This window comes from Stenotrophomonas sp. WZN-1, from assembly GCF_002192255.1.
In the GTDB taxonomy this organism is placed as follows: domain Bacteria; phylum Pseudomonadota; class Gammaproteobacteria; order Xanthomonadales; family Xanthomonadaceae; genus Stenotrophomonas.
Genome location: NZ_CP021768.1, coordinates 1,671,616 through 1,689,998 on the forward strand (window position 1 = coordinate 1,671,616; position 18,383 = coordinate 1,689,998).

Sequence of the window (18,383 nt, forward strand, 5' to 3'; positions counted from 1 at the left end):
GCATCCCGCCACCGTCACTGGCCGCCGCGCCTGGCCGACCCCATGCATGGGGGATCCTGAGACGGAAAACCGCTGATGATCCCGTTGTCGATTCTTGACCTGGCCCCGGTCTGCGAGGGCAGTGACACCACCGCTGCCTTCGCCAACATGCTGGAACTGGCCCAGCACGCCGATGCGCTGGGCTACCGCCGCTACTGGCTGGCCGAACACCACAACATGCCTGGTATCGCCAGCGCTGCCACGGCCGTGCTGATCGGGCATGTTGCCGGTGGTACCAAGCGCATCCGCGTCGGGGCCGGCGGCATCATGCTGCCCAACCATGCGCCGCTGCAGGTGGCCGAGCAGTTCGGCACGCTGGCCTCGCTGTACCCGGACCGCATCGACCTCGGCCTGGGCCGTGCCCCGGGCACCGATCAGCCGACCGCACGCGCACTGCGCCGCTACTTCGACAGCGCCGACCAGTTCCCGCAGGACGTGCGCGAGCTGCTGCACTATTTCGAGCCGGTGCAGCCTGGCCAGGCGGTGCAGGCCGTCCCAGGGGGCGGCCTGCGGGTGCCGACCTGGATCCTCGGTTCGAGCCTGTTCGGCGCGCGCATGGCCGCCTCGATGGGCCTGCCGTATGCGTTCGCCTCGCACTTCGCGCCCGACGTGATGGACGAAGCGCTGGCGGTCTATCGCCGCGAGTTCCGCCCCTCGGCCACGCTGAAGCAGCCGCACGCGATGCTGGCGCTGAACGTCGTGGCCAGCGACAGCGAAGCCGAATCGCGCCGCCTGTTCACCAGCCAGCAGCAGAGTTTCGTCAACCTGCGCCGTGGTCGACCGGGCAAGATCCCGGCACCGATCGACGATATCGAAACTTTCTGGGAACCGCATGAAAAGCTGGGTGTAGAGCGGGCACTGGCCTGCACCGTGCTGGGGGATCCGCAGCAGGTGGCCGACGGCATCGCCGCGTTTGTCGAGCGCCACACGCCCGACGAGTTGATGCTCACCGCCAACCTGTATGACCACCGCGCGCGACTGCGTTCGTTCGAACTGGCCATGCACGCCTGGCACGCCCGCCACGCGGGCTGAACAATTGCGTCACGGCCCATTGCGGCCAGACCGCGTCTGATGGGGGCTCACACCGATGGAGCCCCCACATGGCTGATACCCGCGCTGAACACATCGCCCAGCTGGCCGAACTGATCAAGGACGTCGAGGTGGCGATGTTCACCACGACCGGCGTCGATGGACGACTCTACAGCCGGCCGCTGGCCACCCAGCAGGTTACCTTCGACGGTGATCTGTGGTTCGTCATCACTGCCGACAGCCCGAAGGTCGCCGAGATTGCGCTCGACCCGCGCGTCAACGTGGCCTATGCCTCGCCATCGAAGAATACCTATGTGTCTGTAGCGGGGCGCGCGCGGGTTGTCGATGATCGCGCGAAGATCGAGGAGCTGTGGTCGCCGGCAATGAAGCTGTTCTTCCCGGGCGGCAAGGACGACCGGAACCTGCGCCTGATCCAGGTGCGCGCCGACTCGGCCGAGTACTGGGATGGCCCGGGCACGCTGCTGGGGACGGCGCTGAGTTTCGTGCTGTCGGCCGTGCAGGACGAACCGGCGGCGTTGGCCGACAACGGATTCATCGACCTGCGCTGAGCAATTCCGCCGGGCATGGCCCGGCGCTACCGGTCGGGGTGTGTGGGGTAGCGCCGGGCCATGCCCGGCGAGCGCAGTGGCCGGCACTCAGAACCAGCGCTGGAACAGCTCCACCGTATAGCCCACCAGTTGCCCCGAACTGAAGCCGAAGAAGGCGATCGCCGCCAATGCCGCGATCCAGTTGAACAGCATCAGCGCGCCGTCGCGTTCCAGCAGCGCCAGCGAGAACAGCAGCAGCTGGAAGCCGAACAGGAAGTTGGTGAAGGGAATCGGCAACGACAGCAGCAGTCCCAGCAACACCAGCAGCAGGCCGCTGAAGGCGTGGGCCGGCAACGGTGTCAGCAGCTGCGGCAAGCGCGGTTTCAGCATCCTGTCCAGCCGCCGCAGCGGGCGATCAATGCGGTCCAGGAAGCGGTGCATGGTGCCGCGCTTGGGGCCGCGGCGGGCAATGAAGCCAGGCAGCCACGGACGACGCAGGCAGAACAGCATCTGCAGGCCAATCAGGATCACCAGTGGGCCGCTGACCGCACCGCCCATGCCCGGAATCGGAATGAACGAGGGCAGGATCGCCACGAACAGGAACACGCCGAACGCGCTCTGCTGCAGGTTGCACAGGATCTGGCCAAGCGGCATGTGCTCGGCCGGGTCGCCGGAGGCGAACATCTCCAGCAGGGTGCGGATGCCCTCGTTGCGGTACGCCGGGCGCTCAGGACCCGGACCCTGGCCGGCCTCAGGCGGTGAGCTCATCGGCCTGCTCGTCGGAAAGCGTGCGCAGCAGCAGCTTGTCCACCCGCGCACCGTCCAGGTCGACCACCTCGAAGCGCCAGCCGGCCCAGTCGAAGTACTCGCCTGCGTGCGGGATGCGGCCGAAGTAATGGATGCACATGCCGGCCAGCGTGTAGTAATCGCCATCCTCGGCATCGGGCAGATCGTTGCTGCCGATCAGCTCGCGCAGGTCCTCGATCGGCAGCGAGCCGTCCACCAGCAGCGAACCGTCTTCGCGGGTCACCACCAGCGCATCTTCGTCGGCGTTCTCCACCGCCTGCAGGCGGCCGACCACGGCGCCCATCAGGTCGCTGATGGTCACCAGGCCCTGGATTTCGCCGTACTCGTCCACCACCAGCGCCATCGACTGCTGTTCCTCGCGGAAGATCTCCAGCAGCTTCATCGCGTGGGTTGATTCGGAGACGTAAAGCGGTTCGCGCAGGGTCTGGAACAGCGCGTTGTCACCGCGCGCCATGCGCGTGGCCAGCGATTTCAGTTCAAGCACGCCGACCACGTCCATGTCGTTGTCGCGGTATACCGGGTACCGCGAGAACTCGTGCTCGGCCATGATTTCCAGGTTGCGCTCCAGCCCGGCCTGGGTATCCAGCCAGGCGATGCGGTTGCGTGGGGTCATCAGGCTGTCGGCAGTGCGGTCGCCCAGGCGCATGACGCGGTTCATCATGTCGCGCTCGTGGGCGTCGATCACGCCGGCCTCGTGGCTCTCGGCCACCAGCATGCGGATCTCCTCTTCCGTCACCGAGGCGACTTCATCCTTGCCCAGGCCGAACAGGCGCAGCACCAGCTGGGTGGTCTTGGACAGCAGCCAGACGAAGGGCAGGGCCAGCTTGGCCAGCCAGCTCATCGGCATCGCGACCAGGCCGGCAATGGCCTCCGAGCGGGTCAGCGCCAGGCGCTTGGGCACCAGTTCGCCGAAGATCAGCGTGATGAAGGTGATCAGGCTGACCGCCAGCGCGGTACCGATGTTGCCGGCGTAGGCAAAGCCGGGCATCAGGCCCTGGATCCAGCCGGCGAAGGCTTCGCCCAGCGCTTCACCACCGAGGTAGCCGGTCAGCACGCCGATCACGGTGATGCCGATCTGCACGGTGGACAGGAAGCTCTCCGGCTTCTCCGACAGCTCCAGCGCCTTGGCGGCACGCTTGGAGGTGGCGGCCATCTGCTTCAGGCGGCTCTTGCGCGAGGTCATGACCGACATCTCGGACATGGCGAAGAAGCCGTTCAGCAGAACAAGTGCGAAGACAATCAGGATCATTTCAAACACGGGCGTCGTCCCCGGTTGGTGGCAGGGAGGGCGGGTGCTTGCGATGGCGGCAGGCGCTCAGGAGCAGGGTCCGGCGCGGCACAGGGGGATAAGGGTCGTCGTCCATAAGGTGCGCCCGGAGGCGCGCTGGCATCTTAGCAAAGGGGCGTGGCAGGGTGGTAACCGCCTGTTCAGGTTTGGGGTCCCAGAGCCCCGTAAGGGCGCGGGGATACCCGTGATGGTCATCTAGCCGTCATAATTCCGTCTGGTGCCGTCCTTCCCGCGACGGCTGACAGGTTTCTCAATGTTCTCTCTGCAGACCATTTTCGGTTCCGGCAAACAGTTCTACACCCTGCTCGATGAGGCTGCCGTCGCGGCTTCCGACGCCGCCAAGGCGCTGCATTCCATGCTGCGCGAGGCCGACCGCCAGCCCGCGCTGGACGCCTTCAAGCTGGCCCGCCTGCGCGAACGCGCGGCCTCGGACAAGATCAGCCAGGCGCTGGTGGACAGCTTCATGACCCCGATCGAGCGCGAAGACATCGAAGCGCTGGGCTCGGCGCTGTACAAGATTCCCAAGCAGATCGAGAAGTTCGCCGATCGCTATTCGCTGGCCACGACCCACCTGGAGCACATCGACTTCGCGCCGCGCGCGGCGATGCTGGAACAGGCTGCCGGCGTGGTGGTGGAGATGGTGGCCGACCTGCGCCACATGAACCTGGACCGGATGACCGCGCTCAACGAGAAGCTGCGCTCGCTGGAGAACGAGGCCGACCGCCTGATGCTCGAGCTGTACCGTGACATCTATTCTGGCCGCCTGGACAACCTGCAGATGTTCCTGCTGAAGGAATTCTTCGAGATCCTGGAAAAGGCCATCGACCGTTGCCGCGAGGCCGGCGTGGTGGCGTACCAGATCGTGTTGAAGAACAGCTGACGGACGCCGCCGCATGTTGACCCTTGTCCTGGTGGTGATCCTGGCCGCGCTCGTTTTCGAGTTCATCAACGGCTTCCACGACACCGCCAATTCCATTGCCACCGTGGTGGCGACCAAGGTGCTCTCGCCCGGCTGGGCGGTGATGCTGGCCGCCTTCATGAACCTCATCGGTGCACTGACCGGTACCGCGGTGGCGCTGACCATCGCCTCGGGCCTGCTCAACACCAACGTGGTCGACGTCACCCCGCAGGTGATCCTGTGCGCCTTGCTGGGCGGCATCATCTGGAACTTGATCACCTGGTGGAAGGGGCTGCCGTCCTCGTCCTCGCACGCGCTGATCGGTGGCCTCTGCGGCGCCGGCCTGGCCGCCGCCCACAACAACTGGGACGCGTTGATCTGGTCCGAGCGCCTGGGCAGCTGGGCGCAGAACAAGGGCCTGCTGTGGAAGGTGTTCGTGCCGATGATCACCTCGCCGATCGCCGGCTTCCTGCTCGGCATCGTGGTGATGGTGCTGCTGTGGGCGCTGATCGCCGGCCTGGCCAAGATCGGTGGAGCCATCGGTCGCCTGGCCCGCCCGCGCATCGTCAATGCCTTCTTCGGCAAGGCGCAGATCGCCTCGGCGGCCTACATGGGCTTTGCCCACGGCCACAACGACGCGCAGAAGACCATGGGCATCATCGCCATGACCCTGATCGGTGCCGAAGCCACCGGTGCATTGAACGACCTGCCGTCGTGGCTGGCCTTCATGCACCCGGACGCGCATGCCGGCGACGGCATCGCCATGTGGATCGTGCTGACCTGTGCGGTGGTGATGGCCGCCGGTACCGCTTCGGGCGGCTGGAAGATCATCAAGACCCTGGGCCACAAGATGGTCAAGCTGCACCCGATCCACGGCTTCGCTGCGGAGACCAGCTCGGCCACCATCCTGACCCTGGCCGCCCACTTCGGCATGCCGGTCTCGACCACGCACAGCATCTCCACCGCGATCATGGGCGTCGGCTTCGCCAAGAACCCGCGCTCGCTGAAGTTCGGCGTGATCGAGCGCATCGTCTGGGCGTGGATCCTGACCATCCCGGCCGCGGGTGGCTGCGCGTACCTGATCCTGAAGCTGTTCGAGCTGTTCGGCTGGACCTGAGTACGGCCTTCAACGCAGCAGACAAAAAGCCCGCCGGATTCCGGCGGGCTTTTTTCATGGGCAGATCGTTTTTCCATATCCATCGTGTCGACCAAGGTCGACACCTACCAAAGCGGACGCTCGCAACCCACCAGCCGCAGGAAACCGTCGAAGGCGGGGTGGGGTGGGTATGCAGGACCGTTGGCGCCATGGATGGCGCCATCGAGCCCCCATGGATGGGTTTACGGCGTGTCCTGCATACCCATCCCACCTCGCCAGCCCACGGAAACCCGGCTTTTGACGTTGCGGTTGCAGTTGCAGTTGATCCGGCGGGTGCCGGGCCGCAGGCCCGGGCGAACCCCTCAATTACGCTGGAACAACGCCTGCACATCCTTGCGGAACGCCGCCTGGCTGTCAGCCCGGCTGTAGAACATGTGCCCACCCGGATAGCTGCGTACCTGCACCCGGTCCGGATTGCTGCCCATCGTCGGCATCTGGTCCACCGTCAGGATCGATCCCATGAACGGGCACGACAGATCATTCCAGCCATGCACGATCAGCACCTGCAGATGCGGATCGATCGCCACCGCCTGGCGCAGCTGGGTCACCGCGCCCTGGCGCAGCTCGCCATTGCGGTCCCACAACCGGTTCACGTCGTAGTTCAGCGCCTGGTAGCGCGCATCCACCTTCCAGCCGACCACGCGCGTCACGAAGTCGACCATCGCCGTGGTGGTCGGCGCGATGATGCTGTCCAGCAGCGGATCGTTGGCGCGCTGCTCCGGATCGTTCGGGAACGGATCGAATGCGGTCACGTTGGAGTCGTAACGGCTGCCCAGCGTGCCCTTGTCGCGGAATACTTCACGCAGGTAGGCCTGGGTTTCCAGGCGCCCGCCAGCGCGGCGCACGAACTGCGGGTCCAGTCCGGTCAGCTCGGTCACCCGGCGCAGCATGGCTTCCGTAGCCTGCGGATCGCTGCGGCCCTTCATCAACGCGGTGGCGTAATCACCACGGGTGTATTCCACCACCTCGCGCATCGCCGCATCGGTCAGCTTGCCCTGGCGCTCAAGGTGCGCCGCGGCGATCGACGGCAGCGTCTGCATCCACGCCATCGGCGAGACGTCGGCGTTGTCTTCCAGGGTCGGGCTCAGGTAGGGCGAAACCAGTACCAGGCCGTTCATCGCCACGCCCAGCCGGGTCTGCAGGAAGTGGGTGATGCGCGGGCCACGGTAGCCACCGTAGCTCTCGCCGGCCAGGTACTTGCGCGAGGCCATGCGCTGGTTGCGCAGCAGCCAGTCGTAGATCGAGCGCGACAGGTATTCGACGTCGGCGCTGGGGTTGTAGAGCGCTTTCTTGGCCTCATCGTCGCCGATGCGCGCGCGGCTGAAGCCGGTACCCACCGGATCGATGAACACCAGGTCGGTGAAGTCCAGCCAGGTGCCCGGGTTGTCGTGCAGGGTGGCCGGCGCCGATGCGCTGTCACCTTCGGAGCCGAAGGCCACCACCTTGGGCCCGATCGCGCCCATGTTGAGGTACACCGACGAGGCACCCGGGCCGCCATTGAGCGCGAAGGTCACCGGCCGGTCCTTGCCCGGCATCGTGTAGGCGGTGAACACCACGTCGGCGATCACCTTGCCCTTGGCATCGCGTACCGGCAGGGTGCCGACAGTGGCGGTGTAGTCGAGGGTGCGGCCGGCCAGGCGCATGCTCTGGCGGGCGGAGGCGTCTGCGGGCAGCGCAGGTGCCTCCGTCTTGTCGTCTTTCGGATCGGGCTTGGCCTCGGCGTCGGGCGCGGCCAGCGCGCTGGCGGGGGCGATGAGCAGGCCGACGCAGAGCGCGGCAGTGTGCAGCAGGGACTTCATGGCACCGGATCGGCAGCGGAAGGGGGTTCCGATGCTAGGTCGGTTGCGGCCCATGCCGTATGTGTCCAAAGGCATGGCCGCGCGTCGAGGCTGCTACTGGCCAGATTGGGTCAAGTAGACAGGGTGGCTGCCACGTCGTCATCAGCCAGCAGGCCGTAGACGACCGAGTCGGCCAGTTGCCCCTGGATGCGCCAGCGTTGGCGCAGCACGCCCTCGCGGTGGAAGCCCAGGCGTTCGAGCACGTGCGCAGAGGGTGCATTGCGCGGGTCGATCTCGGCTTCCACGCGATGCAGGTGCAGGGTGCCGAACAGGTAGGCCAGTACCTGTTGCAGGGCCTCGTGCATGTAGCCCTGGCCCTGGTGATCGGGTGCCAGCAGGTAGCCGATCTCGGCGCGCGCCGCATCGCGGTCGAGCGCGAATACCACGCAGATGCCCAGCAGCGGACCTTCCAGCGATTCGCGCACCGCCAGCTTCAGCTGGGAGCCGATGGCATGGGCGGCGAGGTCATCGTCGATCTGTTCGCGTGCCTCGGCCTGCCGCGTCCAGGCTGGATGGTTCCACCAGCGCATCACGTCCGGGTCGGACTGCAGCGTGAACAGCGCGGCGGCGTCGTCACGGCGGATCGGGCTCAGGACCAGCCGCGCACTGTGCAGCGGCAGGCCGGGGAACAGCAGCGAGTGGCTGGCCAATACGGTGGTCCACGCGGATGGACGCGCATTATGCCGCCGCTGGGTTTGCCGATGGGGGCGAATGCCCCGAGGGGGCATGAACCGCTGTGCCGGGCAAAGGGGTCGGCGCCGTTTCCAGGCAGGAAACGGATCCGACCCCGCGCCGGGATCAGACCTCCAGCGAAGCCAGATCGCCCTTCGACTCCAGCCAGCCCTTGCGGTCGGACGCGCGCTTCTTGGCCAGCAGCATGTCCATCAGTGAACGGGTCTGCTCGCCATCGTCCACGGTCAGCTGCACCAGGCGGCGGGTGTCGGGGTGGATGGTCGATTCACGCAGCTGTGGCGGATTCATCTCGCCCAGGCCCTTGAAGCGGGTGACGTTGATCGCGCCCTTGATCTTCTCGCGCTCGATCTTGTCCAGCATCGAGCGCTTTTCTTCCTCGTCCAGGGCGTAGAACACCTGCTTGCCCACGTCGATGCGGAACAGCGGCGGCATTGCCACGAACACGTGGCCGGCATCGACCAGCGCCGGGAAGTGCTTCAGGAACAGTGCGGTCAGCAGGGTCGCGATGTGCAGGCCGTCGGAGTCCGCGTCGGCCAGGATGATGACCTTGCCGTAGCGCAGGCCGGTGATGTCGTCCTTGCCGGGATCGCAACCGATGGCGATGGCCAGGTTGTGCACTTCTTCCGAGGCCAGCACGCTGTTGGACGAGACTTCCCAGGTGTTCAGGATCTTGCCGCGCAACGGCATGATTGCCTGGAAATCCTTGTCCCGTGCCTGCTTGGCGCTGCCACCTGCCGAGTCACCTTCCACCAGGAACAGCTCAGTGCGTGACAGGTCCTGGCTGATGCAGTCGGCCAGCTTGCCGGGCAGGGCCGGGCCCTGCGTGACCTTCTTGCGGACGACCAGCTTCTCGGTCTTCAGGCGCGCACTGGCACGCTCGATGGCGATCTGCGCGATCTTCTCGCCCAGTTCCACGTTCTGGTTCAACAGCAGGCTGAAGGCATCGTGCGCGGCACCCTCGACAAAGCCGGCGGCCTGGCGCGAGGAGAGGCGCTCCTTGGTCTGGCCGCTGAACTGTGGGTCGGTCATCTTCAGCGACAGCACGAACGACACACGGTCCCACACGTCTTCCGGGGCCAGCTTGACGCCGCGCGGCAGCAGGTTGCGGAAATCGCAGAACTCGCGCAGCGCCTCGGTCAGGCCGGTACGCAGGCCGTTGACGTGGGTGCCATGCTGGGCGGTTGGAATCAGGTTGACATAGCTTTCCTGGACCAGCTCACCCTCCGGCAGCCAGGCCACGGCCCAGTCCACCACTTCAGTGTCCTTCTTCAGGTTGCCGACGAACAGGTCGGCCGGCAGCGATTCGCGCTCGCCCAGTTCCAGCTTCAGGTAATCGCGCAGGCCGTCTTCGTAGTACCAGGTATCGACTTCACCGGTGGCTTCGTCGGTCAGCTTGACGGTCAGGCCCGGGCACAGCACGGCCTTGGCGCGCAGCAGGTGCTTCAACGCGCGCACCGCGAACTTCGGCGTATCGAAGTACTTCGGGTCCGGCCAGAAGCGCACGCGGGTACCGGTGTTCTTCTTGCCGACGGTGCCGACCACTTCCAGTGGCGTGGCGCGGTCGCCATTGCGGAAGGTGATGCGGTGTTCGGCACCTTCGCGCTTGATGTGCACTTCCACCAGGGTCGACAGCGCGTTGACCACGCTGACGCCGACGCCGTGCAGGCCGCCGGAGAAGGTGTAGTTGTTGTTGCTGAACTTGCCGCCTGCATGCAGGCGGGTGAGGATCAGTTCGACGCCCGGGATCTTCTCTTCCGGATGGATGTCCACCGGCATGCCGCGGCCGTCATCGCTGACCTCCACGCTGCCGTCCTTGTACAGGGTGATCTCGATCGAGCGGGCGTGGCCGGCGAGGGCCTCGTCCACCGAGTTGTCGATCACTTCCTGCGCCAGGTGGTTCGGGCGCGCGGTGTCGGTATACATGCCGGGACGGCGCTTGACCGGGTCAAGGCCGGACAGGACTTCAATATCGGCGGCGTTATAGCGGGCGTTCATCTATCTTCTAAAGCGCGGAGCGACGCGCAAGTGTGCGGTCTGGACGGCGAATTTGCACGCCTGCGGTTCAGCCTCGGCGCCGGGGAGGGGGTAAAATGGCAGTCGCTGGAATCTGAACGCCGGCGACCCCCGTTGGATTGAAACGTCCAAGCCATACCGCGAGGAGGACTCCATGAAGAAGTTGCTGACCATTGCAATCCTGGCCGCTGCCGCCGTTGCAGTGCCGCTGGTGGTGGCGCAGAACGCCGGCCAGCCGGCCCCGCAGCAGGGTGACCAGGCCGACAAGGCGCAGGCCGAGGCCGATGCCAAGGCCAAGCGTCGTGCCCAGGCCAATGCCGAAATGAAGGCGCAGGGCCAGCCGGCCCCGCAGAAGGAAGAAGAGGAAGAGGCGCGGAAGAAGCGCTGATCCCGCAACCTGCCAAGCGCCCTTGCGACAAGGGTTGCGCACCGGAACGCCCCGCCCAGCGGGGCGTTTTTTGTTGGATCGGCCGCACAAGCCCCTTGGGTTGGCGGCCATCAATCTGTAAACTATGGCTTTCCGGGAGTAAGTGCGTGTCCACCATTTGCGAATGGGCTGGAGCGGCCAAGCGTGGCTTCCAGCATGGCGGGTCGCAGGTGACGGTCGATTTGACCGGCACGGCCGCCCCGACCTCGCACGATGGTCCCCGTCCGGCGCCTGCCGCCGCACGGATCGGCACCTCCCTCGCTGTCCCAGCGAACCGGAAAACCCCCTCCGAGCACCATGCCCGCCCTCCGGGTGCGCGTGGTGCTGCCGTTTTCCATTTCCAGACAGGATGCTTGCAGCCATGACTCCCTTGATTTTCGTAACCGGCGGCGTGGTGTCCTCGCTCGGCAAAGGCATTGCCGCCGCGTCGCTGGCCGCCATTCTCGAAGCCCGTGGCCTGAAGGTCACGATGATGAAGCTCGACCCGTACATCAACGTCGACCCGGGCACCATGAGCCCGTTCCAGCACGGTGAGGTCTATGTCACCGACGACGGCGCCGAGACCGACCTCGACCTTGGCCACTACGAGCGCTTCGTGCGCACCCGCCTGAGCCGCAAGAACTCGGTCACCACCGGCCGCATCTACGAGAACGTGATCCGCAAGGAGCGCCGCGGTGACTACCTGGGCGCGACCGTGCAGGTCATCCCGCACATCACCGACGAGATCCGCCGCTGCATCGACGAAGCCACCGAAGGCTACGACGTGGCACTGGTCGAGATCGGCGGTACCGTCGGCGATATCGAATCGCTGCCGTTCCTGGAAGCGATCCGCCAGGTGCGCACCGAGCGTGGCCCGGAGAAGGCGCTGTTCATGCACCTCACCCTGGTGCCGTACATCGGCGCCGCCGGTGAGCTGAAGACCAAGCCGACCCAGCACTCGGTGAAGGAACTGCGCTCGATCGGCATCCAGCCGGACGTGCTGCTGTGCCGTTCCGAGCAGGCGGTGCCGGATTCGGAGCGCCGCAAGATCGCCCAGTTCACCAACGTTTCCGAGCGCGCGGTGATCAGCGTGCCGGACGTGGACGTGCTGTACCGCATTCCGTCGGGCCTGCATGCGCAGGGCCTGGACGAGATCGTGGTCAATCAGCTGAAGCTGGCCGACAAGGCCGGCCCGGTCGATCTGTCGATGTGGGAGGACGCGGTCGATGCGACCCTGCACCCGCTGGACGAAGTGACCATCGCCGTGGTCGGCAAGTACGTCGATCACCAGGATGCCTACAAGTCGGTGGGCGAAGCGCTCAAGCACGGCGGCCTGCGCCAGCGCACCAAGGTCAACCTGAAGTGGCTGGAAGCACAGGACCTGGAAGGCACCGACATGGCCGCGCTGGCCGATGTCGACGGCATCCTGGTGCCGGGCGGCTTCGGTGACCGTGGTTTCGAAGGCAAGGTGCTGACCTCGAAGTTCGCCCGCGAGCAGCACGTGCCGTACTTCGGTATCTGCTATGGCATGCAGGCGGCCGTCGTCGATTACGCACGCAACGTGGTCGGCCTGGAAGGCGCCAACAGCACCGAGAACGATCGCCAGTCGCCGAACCCGGTGATCGGCCTGATCACCGAATGGCGCACCGCTACCGGCGACGTCGAAAAGCGTGACGACAAGAGCGACCTGGGTGGCACCATGCGCCTGGGCCTGCAGGAGCAGCGCCTGAAGCCGGGCACGCTGGCCCGTGAGCTGTACGGCAAGGACGTGGTGGCCGAGCGCCATCGCCACCGTTACGAGTTCAACAACCGCTACCGTACCCAACTGGAAGATGCGGGCCTGGTGATTGCCGGCAAGTCGATGGACGACACCCTGGTGGAAGTGGTCGAGCTGCCGCGCGATGCGCATCCGTGGTTCCTGGCCTGCCAGGCGCATCCGGAATTCCTGTCCACGCCGCGTGACGGCCACCCGCTGTTCATCGGTTTCATCCGTGCCGCGCGCGAGCGCAAGGCCGGTGGCAAGCTGCTGCAGGAAGCCCGCGCCTGACTTGTGATGGGGGCCGCCGGCCCCCATCTTGCACGCTTCAACCCCCAGCGCACCGGCCCGGCCGGTGCCGCGGACAACAAGGAAACGCCATGAAACTGTGTGGATTCGAGGTCGGGCTGGACCAGCCCCTGTTCCTGATCGCCGGCCCCTGCGTGATCGAGTCGATGCAGCTGCAGCTCGATACCGCCGGCAAGCTGAAGGAGGTCACCGACAAGCTCGGCGTCAACTTCATCTTCAAGTCCAGCTTCGACAAGGCCAACCGCACCTCCGGCACCGCGTTCCGCGGCCCGGGCATGGAAGAGGGCCTGAAGGTCCTGGCCGAGGTCAAGAAGCAGATCGGCGTGCCGGTGCTGACCGACGTCCACGAATACACCCCGATGGACGAAGTGGCCTCGGTGGTGGATGTGCTGCAGACCCCGGCGTTCCTGGTCCGCCAGACCGACTTCATCCGCAAGGTGTGCTCGGCCGGCAAGCCGGTCAACATCAAGAAGGGCCAGTTCCTGGCGCCGTGGGACATGAAGCCGGTCGTGGAGAAGGCCAAGGCCACCGGCAACGAGCAGATCATGGTCTGCGAGCGCGGTGCCAGTTTTGGCTACAACAACCTGGTCAGCGACATGCGTTCGCTGGCGGTGATGCGCGATACCGGTTGCCCGGTGGTGTTCGATGCCACCCATTCGGTGCAGCTGCCGGGCGGGCAGGGCACCAGTTCCGGTGGCCAGCGTGAGCACGTGCCGGTGCTGGCCCGTGCCGCGGTGGCGGTCGGCATCTCCGGCCTGTTTGCCGAGACCCATCCGGATCCGTCCAAGGCCCTGTCCGACGGCCCCAATGCGTGGCCGCTGGACCAGATGGAAGCACTGCTCGAGACCTTGATGGAGCTTGATGCGGTGACCAAGAAGCACGGCTTCTCGCGCTTCGCGTGAGTCGTGACCCGTGGGTGGCGCTGGAGGCCCAGCGTCATCGCCGGCACTGGAAACAGTGGCCGTGGGGCCTGATCGCACTGGGCCTGGCCGTGCTGTTCACTGTGGGCATGTTCGGCCTGGTCCTGATCGGCGCTGCGTCGGTGCGGCCCCCGGGTGATGGCAGCAGCGCACTCGATCTGCGGGCTTACTTCATTGCGCTGCTGGTGGCGGAGCTGGTCGGTGCTGCGGGATGCATCGCTGCCGCTGTGCTGGCCTGGCGGCTGAATCGCGGCAAGGTGGCGGCTGGCCTGGGGATCATCCTGCTCTCGCTGTGGCTGGGCGCCCTGTTCTACGGGATGATTTGATGAATACGAGCGCGGTGGCGCGCGGATGGCCCTGGGGCCTGATCGCGCTGGGGCTGTCCGTGTTGACCTGGATGGCCCTGGTGGTGGGCGTGCTGGCCTTCACTTCCGGTTTCCGGCCGCCGGGGGACGGGAACAACGGTGTGCAGGCCACGCAGTGGTGGTTGCTGGGTGCGCTGGTCACGATGGTGCTGTCCTTCCTGGGCAGCCCGGTAGCGATGGTGTTGGCCTGGCGGCGGCGCCGTGGCCCCATCCTGGCGGTGATTGCCGGTGCGTTGCTGGTGACGCTGGTATCGATGGTCCTGATCGTGATCGGGTCCAGCTGGGGCTGAGGCCGCCCACGCCATTTGGCAAGTGGCGGGCAGCCGGGGATAATCACGCGGCATTCGTTTTGTCGCCCCCTCTCCATACAGGTAACCGGCCCGACCATGAGTACGATCCGCAGCATCCACGCCCGTGAAATCCTCGACAGCCGTGGCAACCCCACGCTGGAAGCCGAAGTCATCCTGGAGGACGGTTCGTTCGGTCGTGCCGCGGTTCCCTCGGGTGCCTCGACCGGCACCAAGGAAGCGGTCGAGCTGCGTGACGGCGACAAGACCCGTTACCTGGGCAAGGGCGTGCGCAAGGCCGTCGACAACGTCAACACCACCATCGCCAATGCGCTGAAGGGCTTTGAAGCCACCGACCAGGCCGGCCTCGACCGCCGCCTGATCGATCTCGACGGCACCGAGAACAAGGGTCGCCTGGGCGCCAACGCGCTGCTGGGTGTTTCGATGGCCGCCGCGCACGCCGCCGCTGCATCGAACAAGCAGGCGCTGTGGCAGTACCTGGCTGCCAAGACCGGCGTGACCCCGTCGCTGCCGGTGCCGATGATGAACATCATCAATGGCGGCGCGCATGCCGACAACAACGTCGACTTCCAGGAGTTCATGGTGCTGCCGGTCGGCTTCACCTCGTTCTCCGAAGCGCTGCGTGCCGGTACCGAGATCTTCCATTCGCTGAAGTCGGTGCTGAAGGGCCACGGCCTGAGCACGGCGGTCGGCGACGAAGGTGGCTTCGCGCCGGACTTCCGCAGCAACGTCGAAGCACTCGACACCATCCTCGAAGCGATCGGCAAGGCCGGCTACACCGCGGGTGAAGACGTGCTGCTGGGCCTGGACGTGGCCTCCAGCGAATTCTTCGAGAACGGCAAGTACAACCTGGTCGGCGAGAACAAGCGCCTGACCTCCGAGCAGTTCGTCGACTTCCTCGCCGACTGGGCCGCGCAGTACCCGATCATCACGATTGAAGATGGCCTGGCCGAGAACGACTGGGCCGGCTGGAAGCTGCTGACCGACCGCATCGGCAAGAAGGTGCAGCTGGTCGGCGACGACCTGTTCGTGACCAACCCGAAGATCTTCCAGGAAGGCATCGACTCGGGCACTGCCAACGCGATCCTGATCAAGGTCAACCAGATCGGCACCCTCAGCGAAACCCTGGAAGCGATCGCCATGGCCGACCGCGCCGGCTACGCCGCCGTGGTCTCGCACCGTTCGGGCGAAACCGAAGACACCACCATCGCCGACATCGCGGTGGCCACCACCGCCACCCAGATCAAGACTGGCTCGCTGTGCCGCAGCGATCGCGTGGCCAAGTACAACCAGCTGCTGCGCATCGAGGAAGCCCTCGGCGCCGGCGCGCGTTACGCTGGTCGTGACGCGTTCGTTTCGCTGAAGCGCTGAGCCGATGCGCGACTGGCGCTGGATGCTGCTGGTGCTGGCCCTGTTGCTGGGCTGGCTGCAGTACCGCTTCTGGTTCGGTCCCGGCAATTCGGGCGAAGTGATGATGCTCGAAGCCCAGGTCGCCAACCAGGAGCGGGACAATGAGGGTCTGCAGCAGCGCAACGACGCGCTGGCTGCCGAAGTGAAGGACCTCAAGGAAGGCCAGTCCGCCATCGAGGAACGCGCGCGCAGCGAGCTGGGCATGATCAAGCCTGGCGAGAAGTTCTACCGCGTGGTCGAGGATGCGCCGGTCCACCCGGCGCAGCCTGCTGCCGGCGTCACTGCCCAGGCGGGCGAACACCCGGCAGACGTGCCATGAGCGCGGCGATCTGGGTGGTGGTTCCGGCCGCCGGCCGTGGCACCCGCTTCGGTGCGCCGCTGCCCAAGCAGTACCTGCAGGCGGGCGGGCAGATCCTGCTCGCCCACACGCTGGACGCGCTGCTGGCGCACCCCGCCGTGGCCGGAGCGATGGTGGTGATCGGCCAGGACGACGCCGACTGGCCGGGCTGGAATGAGTGGGCGGGCAAGCCGGTGCTGACCTGCATCGGCGGCGCGACCCGTGCCGCCTCGGTGCTGGCCGGGTTGCAGGCGCTGCCGGAGTCGGTGCGCGCCGACGAGTTCGTGCTGGTCCACGACGCTGCGCGGCCGAACCTGTCCCTGGTCGATCTTGGTCGCCTGCTTGAAGTCGGCCGTGCCGATCCGGTCGGCGCGATCCTGGCCGCACCGGTGCGCGACACCCTCAAGCGTGCCGGCGACGACGGCGGCATCGATGGCACCGAGCCGCGCGAGCGCCTGTGGCGTGCATTGACGCCGCAGCTGTTCCGCCGCCACCAGCTCAGCCGCGCGCTGTCCGAAGCCGCCGCCGCCGGTGTTGAAGTCACCGATGAGGCCATGGCCATGGAGCGCCAGGGCCAGCGCCCGCTGCTGGTCGAAGGCAGCGAGGACAACTTCAAGGTCACCACCCCGGCCGATCTGGACCGGTTCGAATTCGTACTTTCCCGCCGCGCCGGCTGATTGCCCGCGCGGCCCTGTAGCAAGGGTTGCATCCATGAGCACCGCACCGTTCCCGCCCGTCCGCATCGGCCAGGGCTACGACGTCCATGCCTTCGGTGAAGGCGACCACATCATGCTCGGCGGAGTGAATGTGCCGCACAGCTGCGGCGTGCTCGCACACAGCGATGGCGACGTGATCCTGCATGCCCTGTGCGATGCCATGCTCGGCGCGCTGGCGCTGGGTGACATCGGCCAGCACTTCCCGCCGAGTGACGATCGCTGGAAGGGTGCCGACAGCAGCGATTTCGTGCGCCACTGCGACAGCCTGCTGCGTGAGCGCGGCTGGCGCGTCGGCAACACCGACATCACCGTGATCTGCGAGCGGCCGAAGGTCGGCCCGCATGCGCTGGCGATGCGCGAGCGCATCGGTGGTCTGCTGCAGCTGCCGCTGGACGCGGTCAGCGTTAAGGCCACCACCTCCGAGAAGCTGGGCTTTACCGGCCGTGGTGAAGGCATTGCCGCACAGGCCGTTGTGCTGCTGGTGGCGGCATGATTCCGTTGCCGCTGGCGTTTGGTGCACCGTTGTTGACGGCGCGCATCCGCACCACGCCGGAAGATTTCCAGGTGGATGAGCTGCCGGCCTTCGAGGCCACCGGTGAAGGCGAGCACCTGCTGCTGCACATCCGCAAGCGCGGCGCCAACACCGTGCATGTGGCCAAGCTGCTGGCCACGTGGGCGGGCCTGCCGGAAATGGCGGTGAGCTACGCCGGCATGAAGGATCGCCACGCGGTCACCACCCAGCGTTTCAGCGTGCACCTGCCCAAGCGCGTGGCACCTGACCTGGCCACGCTGGCCAGTGATGAAATCGAAGTGCTCGAAGCAACCTGGCACAACCGCAAGCTGCAGCGTGGCGCACTGGCCGGCAACCGTTTCAAGCTGGTACTGCGCGAAGTACAGGGTGATGCCGCAGCGATCAGCGAACGCCTGCAGCAGATTGCCGCGCGCGGTCTGCCGAACTGGTTTGGTGAGCAGCGCTTTGGCCGCGACGGTGGCAACGTGCCGGCCGCGCTGGCGATGTTCGGGGGCCGCCGCATGCGCAAGGACCAGCGTTCGCTGCTGCTCTCTGCAGCCCGTTCGGCGCTGTTCAACCGCGTGCTGGCCGCGCGCGTGGAGCAGGGCAGCTGGGACCAGCCGCTGGATGGCGAAGTGTGGATGCTCGATGGCAGCCGCAGCGTGTTCGGTCCCGAGCCGTACACCGACGTGCTGGCCGAGCGCCTGGCGCGTTTCGACATCCATCCCAGTGCGCCGCTGTGGGGCGAGGGCGAACTGCGCAGCACCGGCGCGGCACGTGGGCTGGAACTGGCCACGCTGGACGACGACGAGTCGAAGGCCCTGCGGGCCGGCCTGGAAGACGCGCGCCTGAAGCAGGAGCGCCGCGCGTTGCGCCTGCGTCCGGCGCTGCTGCAGCACCAGTGGCTGGCCGGTGACGTGCTGGAACTGTCGTTCGCGCTGCCGCCAGGCTGCTACGCCACCGCCGTGCTGCACGAACTCGGCCCGGTCGAAGACGCCTCGCAGGCCTGACAAAAAAGGGGACGGAGGGAATCAAG

At 66.5% G+C, this 18,383-nt stretch carries 19 protein-coding genes; 14 read left to right on the forward strand and 5 right to left on the reverse strand.

All coding sequences use genetic code 11. The annotated features are described in order from the left end of the window. The first annotated feature begins 75 nt into the window (after positions 1-75). Both CCR98_RS07940 and CCR98_RS07945 read left to right on the forward strand, forming a co-directional pair. Positions 76-1,071, forward strand: coding sequence for an LLM class flavin-dependent oxidoreductase (locus CCR98_RS07940; protein WP_087922179.1), 996 nt, complete (start codon positions 76-78; stop codon positions 1,069-1,071). 68 nt (positions 1,072-1,139) lie between these two features. Then, on the forward strand, positions 1,140-1,637 hold the full coding sequence (locus CCR98_RS07945) for a pyridoxamine 5'-phosphate oxidase family protein (RefSeq protein ID WP_087922180.1): 498 nt from the start codon (positions 1,140-1,142) through the stop codon (positions 1,635-1,637). Between the two features lie 87 nt (positions 1,638-1,724). Here CCR98_RS07945 and CCR98_RS07950 read toward each other — a convergent pair whose 3' ends face one another. Both CCR98_RS07950 and CCR98_RS07955 read right to left on the reverse strand, forming a co-directional pair. Further along, positions 1,725-2,384, reverse strand: a complete 660-nt coding sequence (locus tag CCR98_RS07950; RefSeq protein ID WP_087922181.1) for an exopolysaccharide biosynthesis protein — start codon at positions 2,382-2,384, stop codon at positions 1,725-1,727. Next, positions 2,368-3,672: a hemolysin family protein gene (locus tag CCR98_RS07955; protein ID WP_049445691.1), complete on the reverse strand. Its 1,305-nt coding sequence runs from the start codon at positions 3,670-3,672 to the stop codon at positions 2,368-2,370. Before CCR98_RS07955 ends, CCR98_RS07950 begins: the two co-directional genes overlap by 17 nt. Before the next feature lie 292 nt (positions 3,673-3,964). Here CCR98_RS07955 and CCR98_RS07960 point away from each other — a divergent pair, with 292 nt between their 5' ends. Continuing rightward, the gene (locus CCR98_RS07960) at positions 3,965-4,591 is read left to right on the forward strand and encodes a DUF47 family protein (RefSeq protein ID WP_004152833.1); all 627 of its coding nucleotides are present in this window, start codon (positions 3,965-3,967) and stop codon (positions 4,589-4,591) included. Positions 4,592-4,604: 13 nt separating this feature from the next. Further along, positions 4,605-5,726: an inorganic phosphate transporter gene (locus CCR98_RS07965; protein ID WP_014036730.1), complete on the forward strand. Its 1,122-nt coding sequence runs from the start codon at positions 4,605-4,607 to the stop codon at positions 5,724-5,726. Positions 5,727-6,067: 341 nt separating this feature from the next. Here CCR98_RS07965 and CCR98_RS07970 read toward each other — a convergent pair whose 3' ends face one another. From CCR98_RS07970 to parE, 3 genes are all read right to left on the reverse strand, one after another. Next, entirely contained in the window at positions 6,068-7,564 is a 1,497-nt protein-coding gene (locus CCR98_RS07970; protein WP_087922182.1) for a S10 family peptidase, read from the reverse strand. A gap of 110 nt (positions 7,565-7,674) precedes the next feature. Continuing rightward, the gene (locus CCR98_RS07975) at positions 7,675-8,253 is read right to left on the reverse strand and encodes a GNAT family protein (RefSeq protein WP_087922183.1); all 579 of its coding nucleotides are present in this window, start codon (positions 8,251-8,253) and stop codon (positions 7,675-7,677) included. A 148-nt stretch (positions 8,254-8,401) separates the two neighbouring features. Then, the gene (gene parE, locus CCR98_RS07980) at positions 8,402-10,291 is read right to left on the reverse strand and encodes a DNA topoisomerase IV subunit B (RefSeq protein ID WP_087922184.1); all 1,890 of its coding nucleotides are present in this window, start codon (positions 10,289-10,291) and stop codon (positions 8,402-8,404) included. Between the two features lie 172 nt (positions 10,292-10,463). Here parE and CCR98_RS07985 point away from each other — a divergent pair, with 172 nt between their 5' ends. From CCR98_RS07985 to truD, 10 genes are all read left to right on the forward strand, one after another. Continuing rightward, positions 10,464-10,697 carry a hypothetical protein gene (locus CCR98_RS07985; protein WP_014036734.1) on the forward strand — a complete coding sequence of 78 codons (234 nt, stop codon included), beginning with the start codon at positions 10,464-10,466 and terminating at the stop codon, positions 10,695-10,697. A gap of 400 nt (positions 10,698-11,097) precedes the next feature. Next, the gene (locus CCR98_RS07990; RefSeq protein ID WP_014036735.1) at positions 11,098-12,762 is read left to right on the forward strand and encodes a CTP synthase; all 1,665 of its coding nucleotides are present in this window, start codon (positions 11,098-11,100) and stop codon (positions 12,760-12,762) included. A gap of 89 nt (positions 12,763-12,851) precedes the next feature. Continuing rightward, positions 12,852-13,682, forward strand: a complete 831-nt coding sequence (kdsA, locus tag CCR98_RS07995) for a 3-deoxy-8-phosphooctulonate synthase (RefSeq protein WP_014036736.1) — start codon at positions 12,852-12,854, stop codon at positions 13,680-13,682. Continuing rightward, the gene (locus CCR98_RS08000; RefSeq protein WP_087922185.1) at positions 13,679-14,026 is read left to right on the forward strand and encodes a hypothetical protein; all 348 of its coding nucleotides are present in this window, start codon (positions 13,679-13,681) and stop codon (positions 14,024-14,026) included. Before kdsA ends, CCR98_RS08000 begins: the two co-directional genes overlap by 4 nt. Further along, a complete protein-coding gene (locus tag CCR98_RS08005) occupies positions 14,026-14,355 on the forward strand; it encodes a hypothetical protein (RefSeq protein ID WP_087922186.1) in 330 nt (109 codons plus the stop codon). The genes CCR98_RS08000 and CCR98_RS08005 overlap by 1 nt, the downstream gene beginning before the upstream one ends. Before the next feature lie 96 nt (positions 14,356-14,451). Then, a complete protein-coding gene (gene eno, locus CCR98_RS08010; protein ID WP_014036739.1) occupies positions 14,452-15,744 on the forward strand; it encodes a phosphopyruvate hydratase in 1,293 nt (430 codons plus the stop codon). Positions 15,745-15,748: 4 nt separating this feature from the next. After that, positions 15,749-16,102 carry a cell division protein FtsB gene (ftsB, locus tag CCR98_RS08015; protein ID WP_032130117.1) on the forward strand — a complete coding sequence of 118 codons (354 nt, stop codon included), beginning with the start codon at positions 15,749-15,751 and terminating at the stop codon, positions 16,100-16,102. Further along, positions 16,099-16,797: a 2-C-methyl-D-erythritol 4-phosphate cytidylyltransferase gene (gene ispD / locus CCR98_RS08020; protein WP_087922187.1), complete on the forward strand. Its 699-nt coding sequence runs from the start codon at positions 16,099-16,101 to the stop codon at positions 16,795-16,797. Before ftsB ends, ispD begins: the two co-directional genes overlap by 4 nt. 34 nt (positions 16,798-16,831) lie before the next feature. After that, positions 16,832-17,329 carry a 2-C-methyl-D-erythritol 2,4-cyclodiphosphate synthase gene (ispF, locus tag CCR98_RS08025; RefSeq protein ID WP_005409005.1) on the forward strand — a complete coding sequence of 166 codons (498 nt, stop codon included), beginning with the start codon at positions 16,832-16,834 and terminating at the stop codon, positions 17,327-17,329. Next, on the forward strand, positions 17,326-18,357 hold the full coding sequence (gene truD / locus CCR98_RS08030) for a tRNA pseudouridine(13) synthase TruD (RefSeq protein ID WP_087922188.1): 1,032 nt from the start codon (positions 17,326-17,328) through the stop codon (positions 18,355-18,357). Before ispF ends, truD begins: the two co-directional genes overlap by 4 nt. The last annotated feature ends 26 nt before the right edge of the window (positions 18,358-18,383 follow it).

Excerpts from the sequence above, each read along its gene's own strand:
- CCR98_RS08005 (WP_087922186.1), top strand. The coding sequence starts at position 14,026 with ATGAATACGAGCGCGGTGGCGCGCGGATGGCCCTGGGGCCTGATCGCG.
- eno (WP_014036739.1), top strand. The coding sequence starts at position 14,452 with ATGAGTACGATCCGCAGCATCCACGCCCGTGAAATCCTCGACAGCCGT.
- ispF (WP_005409005.1), top strand. The coding sequence starts at position 16,832 with ATGAGCACCGCACCGTTCCCGCCCGTCCGCATCGGCCAGGGCTACGAC.
- kdsA (WP_014036736.1), top strand. The coding sequence starts at position 12,852 with ATGAAACTGTGTGGATTCGAGGTCGGGCTGGACCAGCCCCTGTTCCTG.
- truD (WP_087922188.1), top strand. The coding sequence starts at position 17,326 with ATGATTCCGTTGCCGCTGGCGTTTGGTGCACCGTTGTTGACGGCGCGC.
- CCR98_RS07990 (WP_014036735.1), top strand. The coding sequence starts at position 11,098 with ATGACTCCCTTGATTTTCGTAACCGGCGGCGTGGTGTCCTCGCTCGGC.
- ispD (WP_087922187.1), top strand. The coding sequence starts at position 16,099 with ATGAGCGCGGCGATCTGGGTGGTGGTTCCGGCCGCCGGCCGTGGCACC.
- CCR98_RS07940 (WP_087922179.1), top strand. The coding sequence starts at position 76 with ATGATCCCGTTGTCGATTCTTGACCTGGCCCCGGTCTGCGAGGGCAGT.
- parE (WP_087922184.1), bottom strand. The coding sequence starts at position 10,291 with ATGAACGCCCGCTATAACGCCGCCGATATTGAAGTCCTGTCCGGCCTT.
- CCR98_RS07950 (WP_087922181.1), bottom strand. The coding sequence starts at position 2,384 with ATGAGCTCACCGCCTGAGGCCGGCCAGGGTCCGGGTCCTGAGCGCCCG.
- CCR98_RS07945 (WP_087922180.1), top strand. The coding sequence starts at position 1,140 with ATGGCTGATACCCGCGCTGAACACATCGCCCAGCTGGCCGAACTGATC.
- ftsB (WP_032130117.1), top strand. The coding sequence starts at position 15,749 with ATGCGCGACTGGCGCTGGATGCTGCTGGTGCTGGCCCTGTTGCTGGGC.
- CCR98_RS07960 (WP_004152833.1), top strand. The coding sequence starts at position 3,965 with ATGTTCTCTCTGCAGACCATTTTCGGTTCCGGCAAACAGTTCTACACC.
- CCR98_RS07985 (WP_014036734.1), top strand. The coding sequence starts at position 10,464 with ATGAAGAAGTTGCTGACCATTGCAATCCTGGCCGCTGCCGCCGTTGCA.
- CCR98_RS07965 (WP_014036730.1), top strand. The coding sequence starts at position 4,605 with ATGTTGACCCTTGTCCTGGTGGTGATCCTGGCCGCGCTCGTTTTCGAG.
- CCR98_RS07955 (WP_049445691.1), bottom strand. The coding sequence starts at position 3,672 with ATGATCCTGATTGTCTTCGCACTTGTTCTGCTGAACGGCTTCTTCGCC.
- CCR98_RS07970 (WP_087922182.1), bottom strand. The coding sequence starts at position 7,564 with ATGAAGTCCCTGCTGCACACTGCCGCGCTCTGCGTCGGCCTGCTCATC.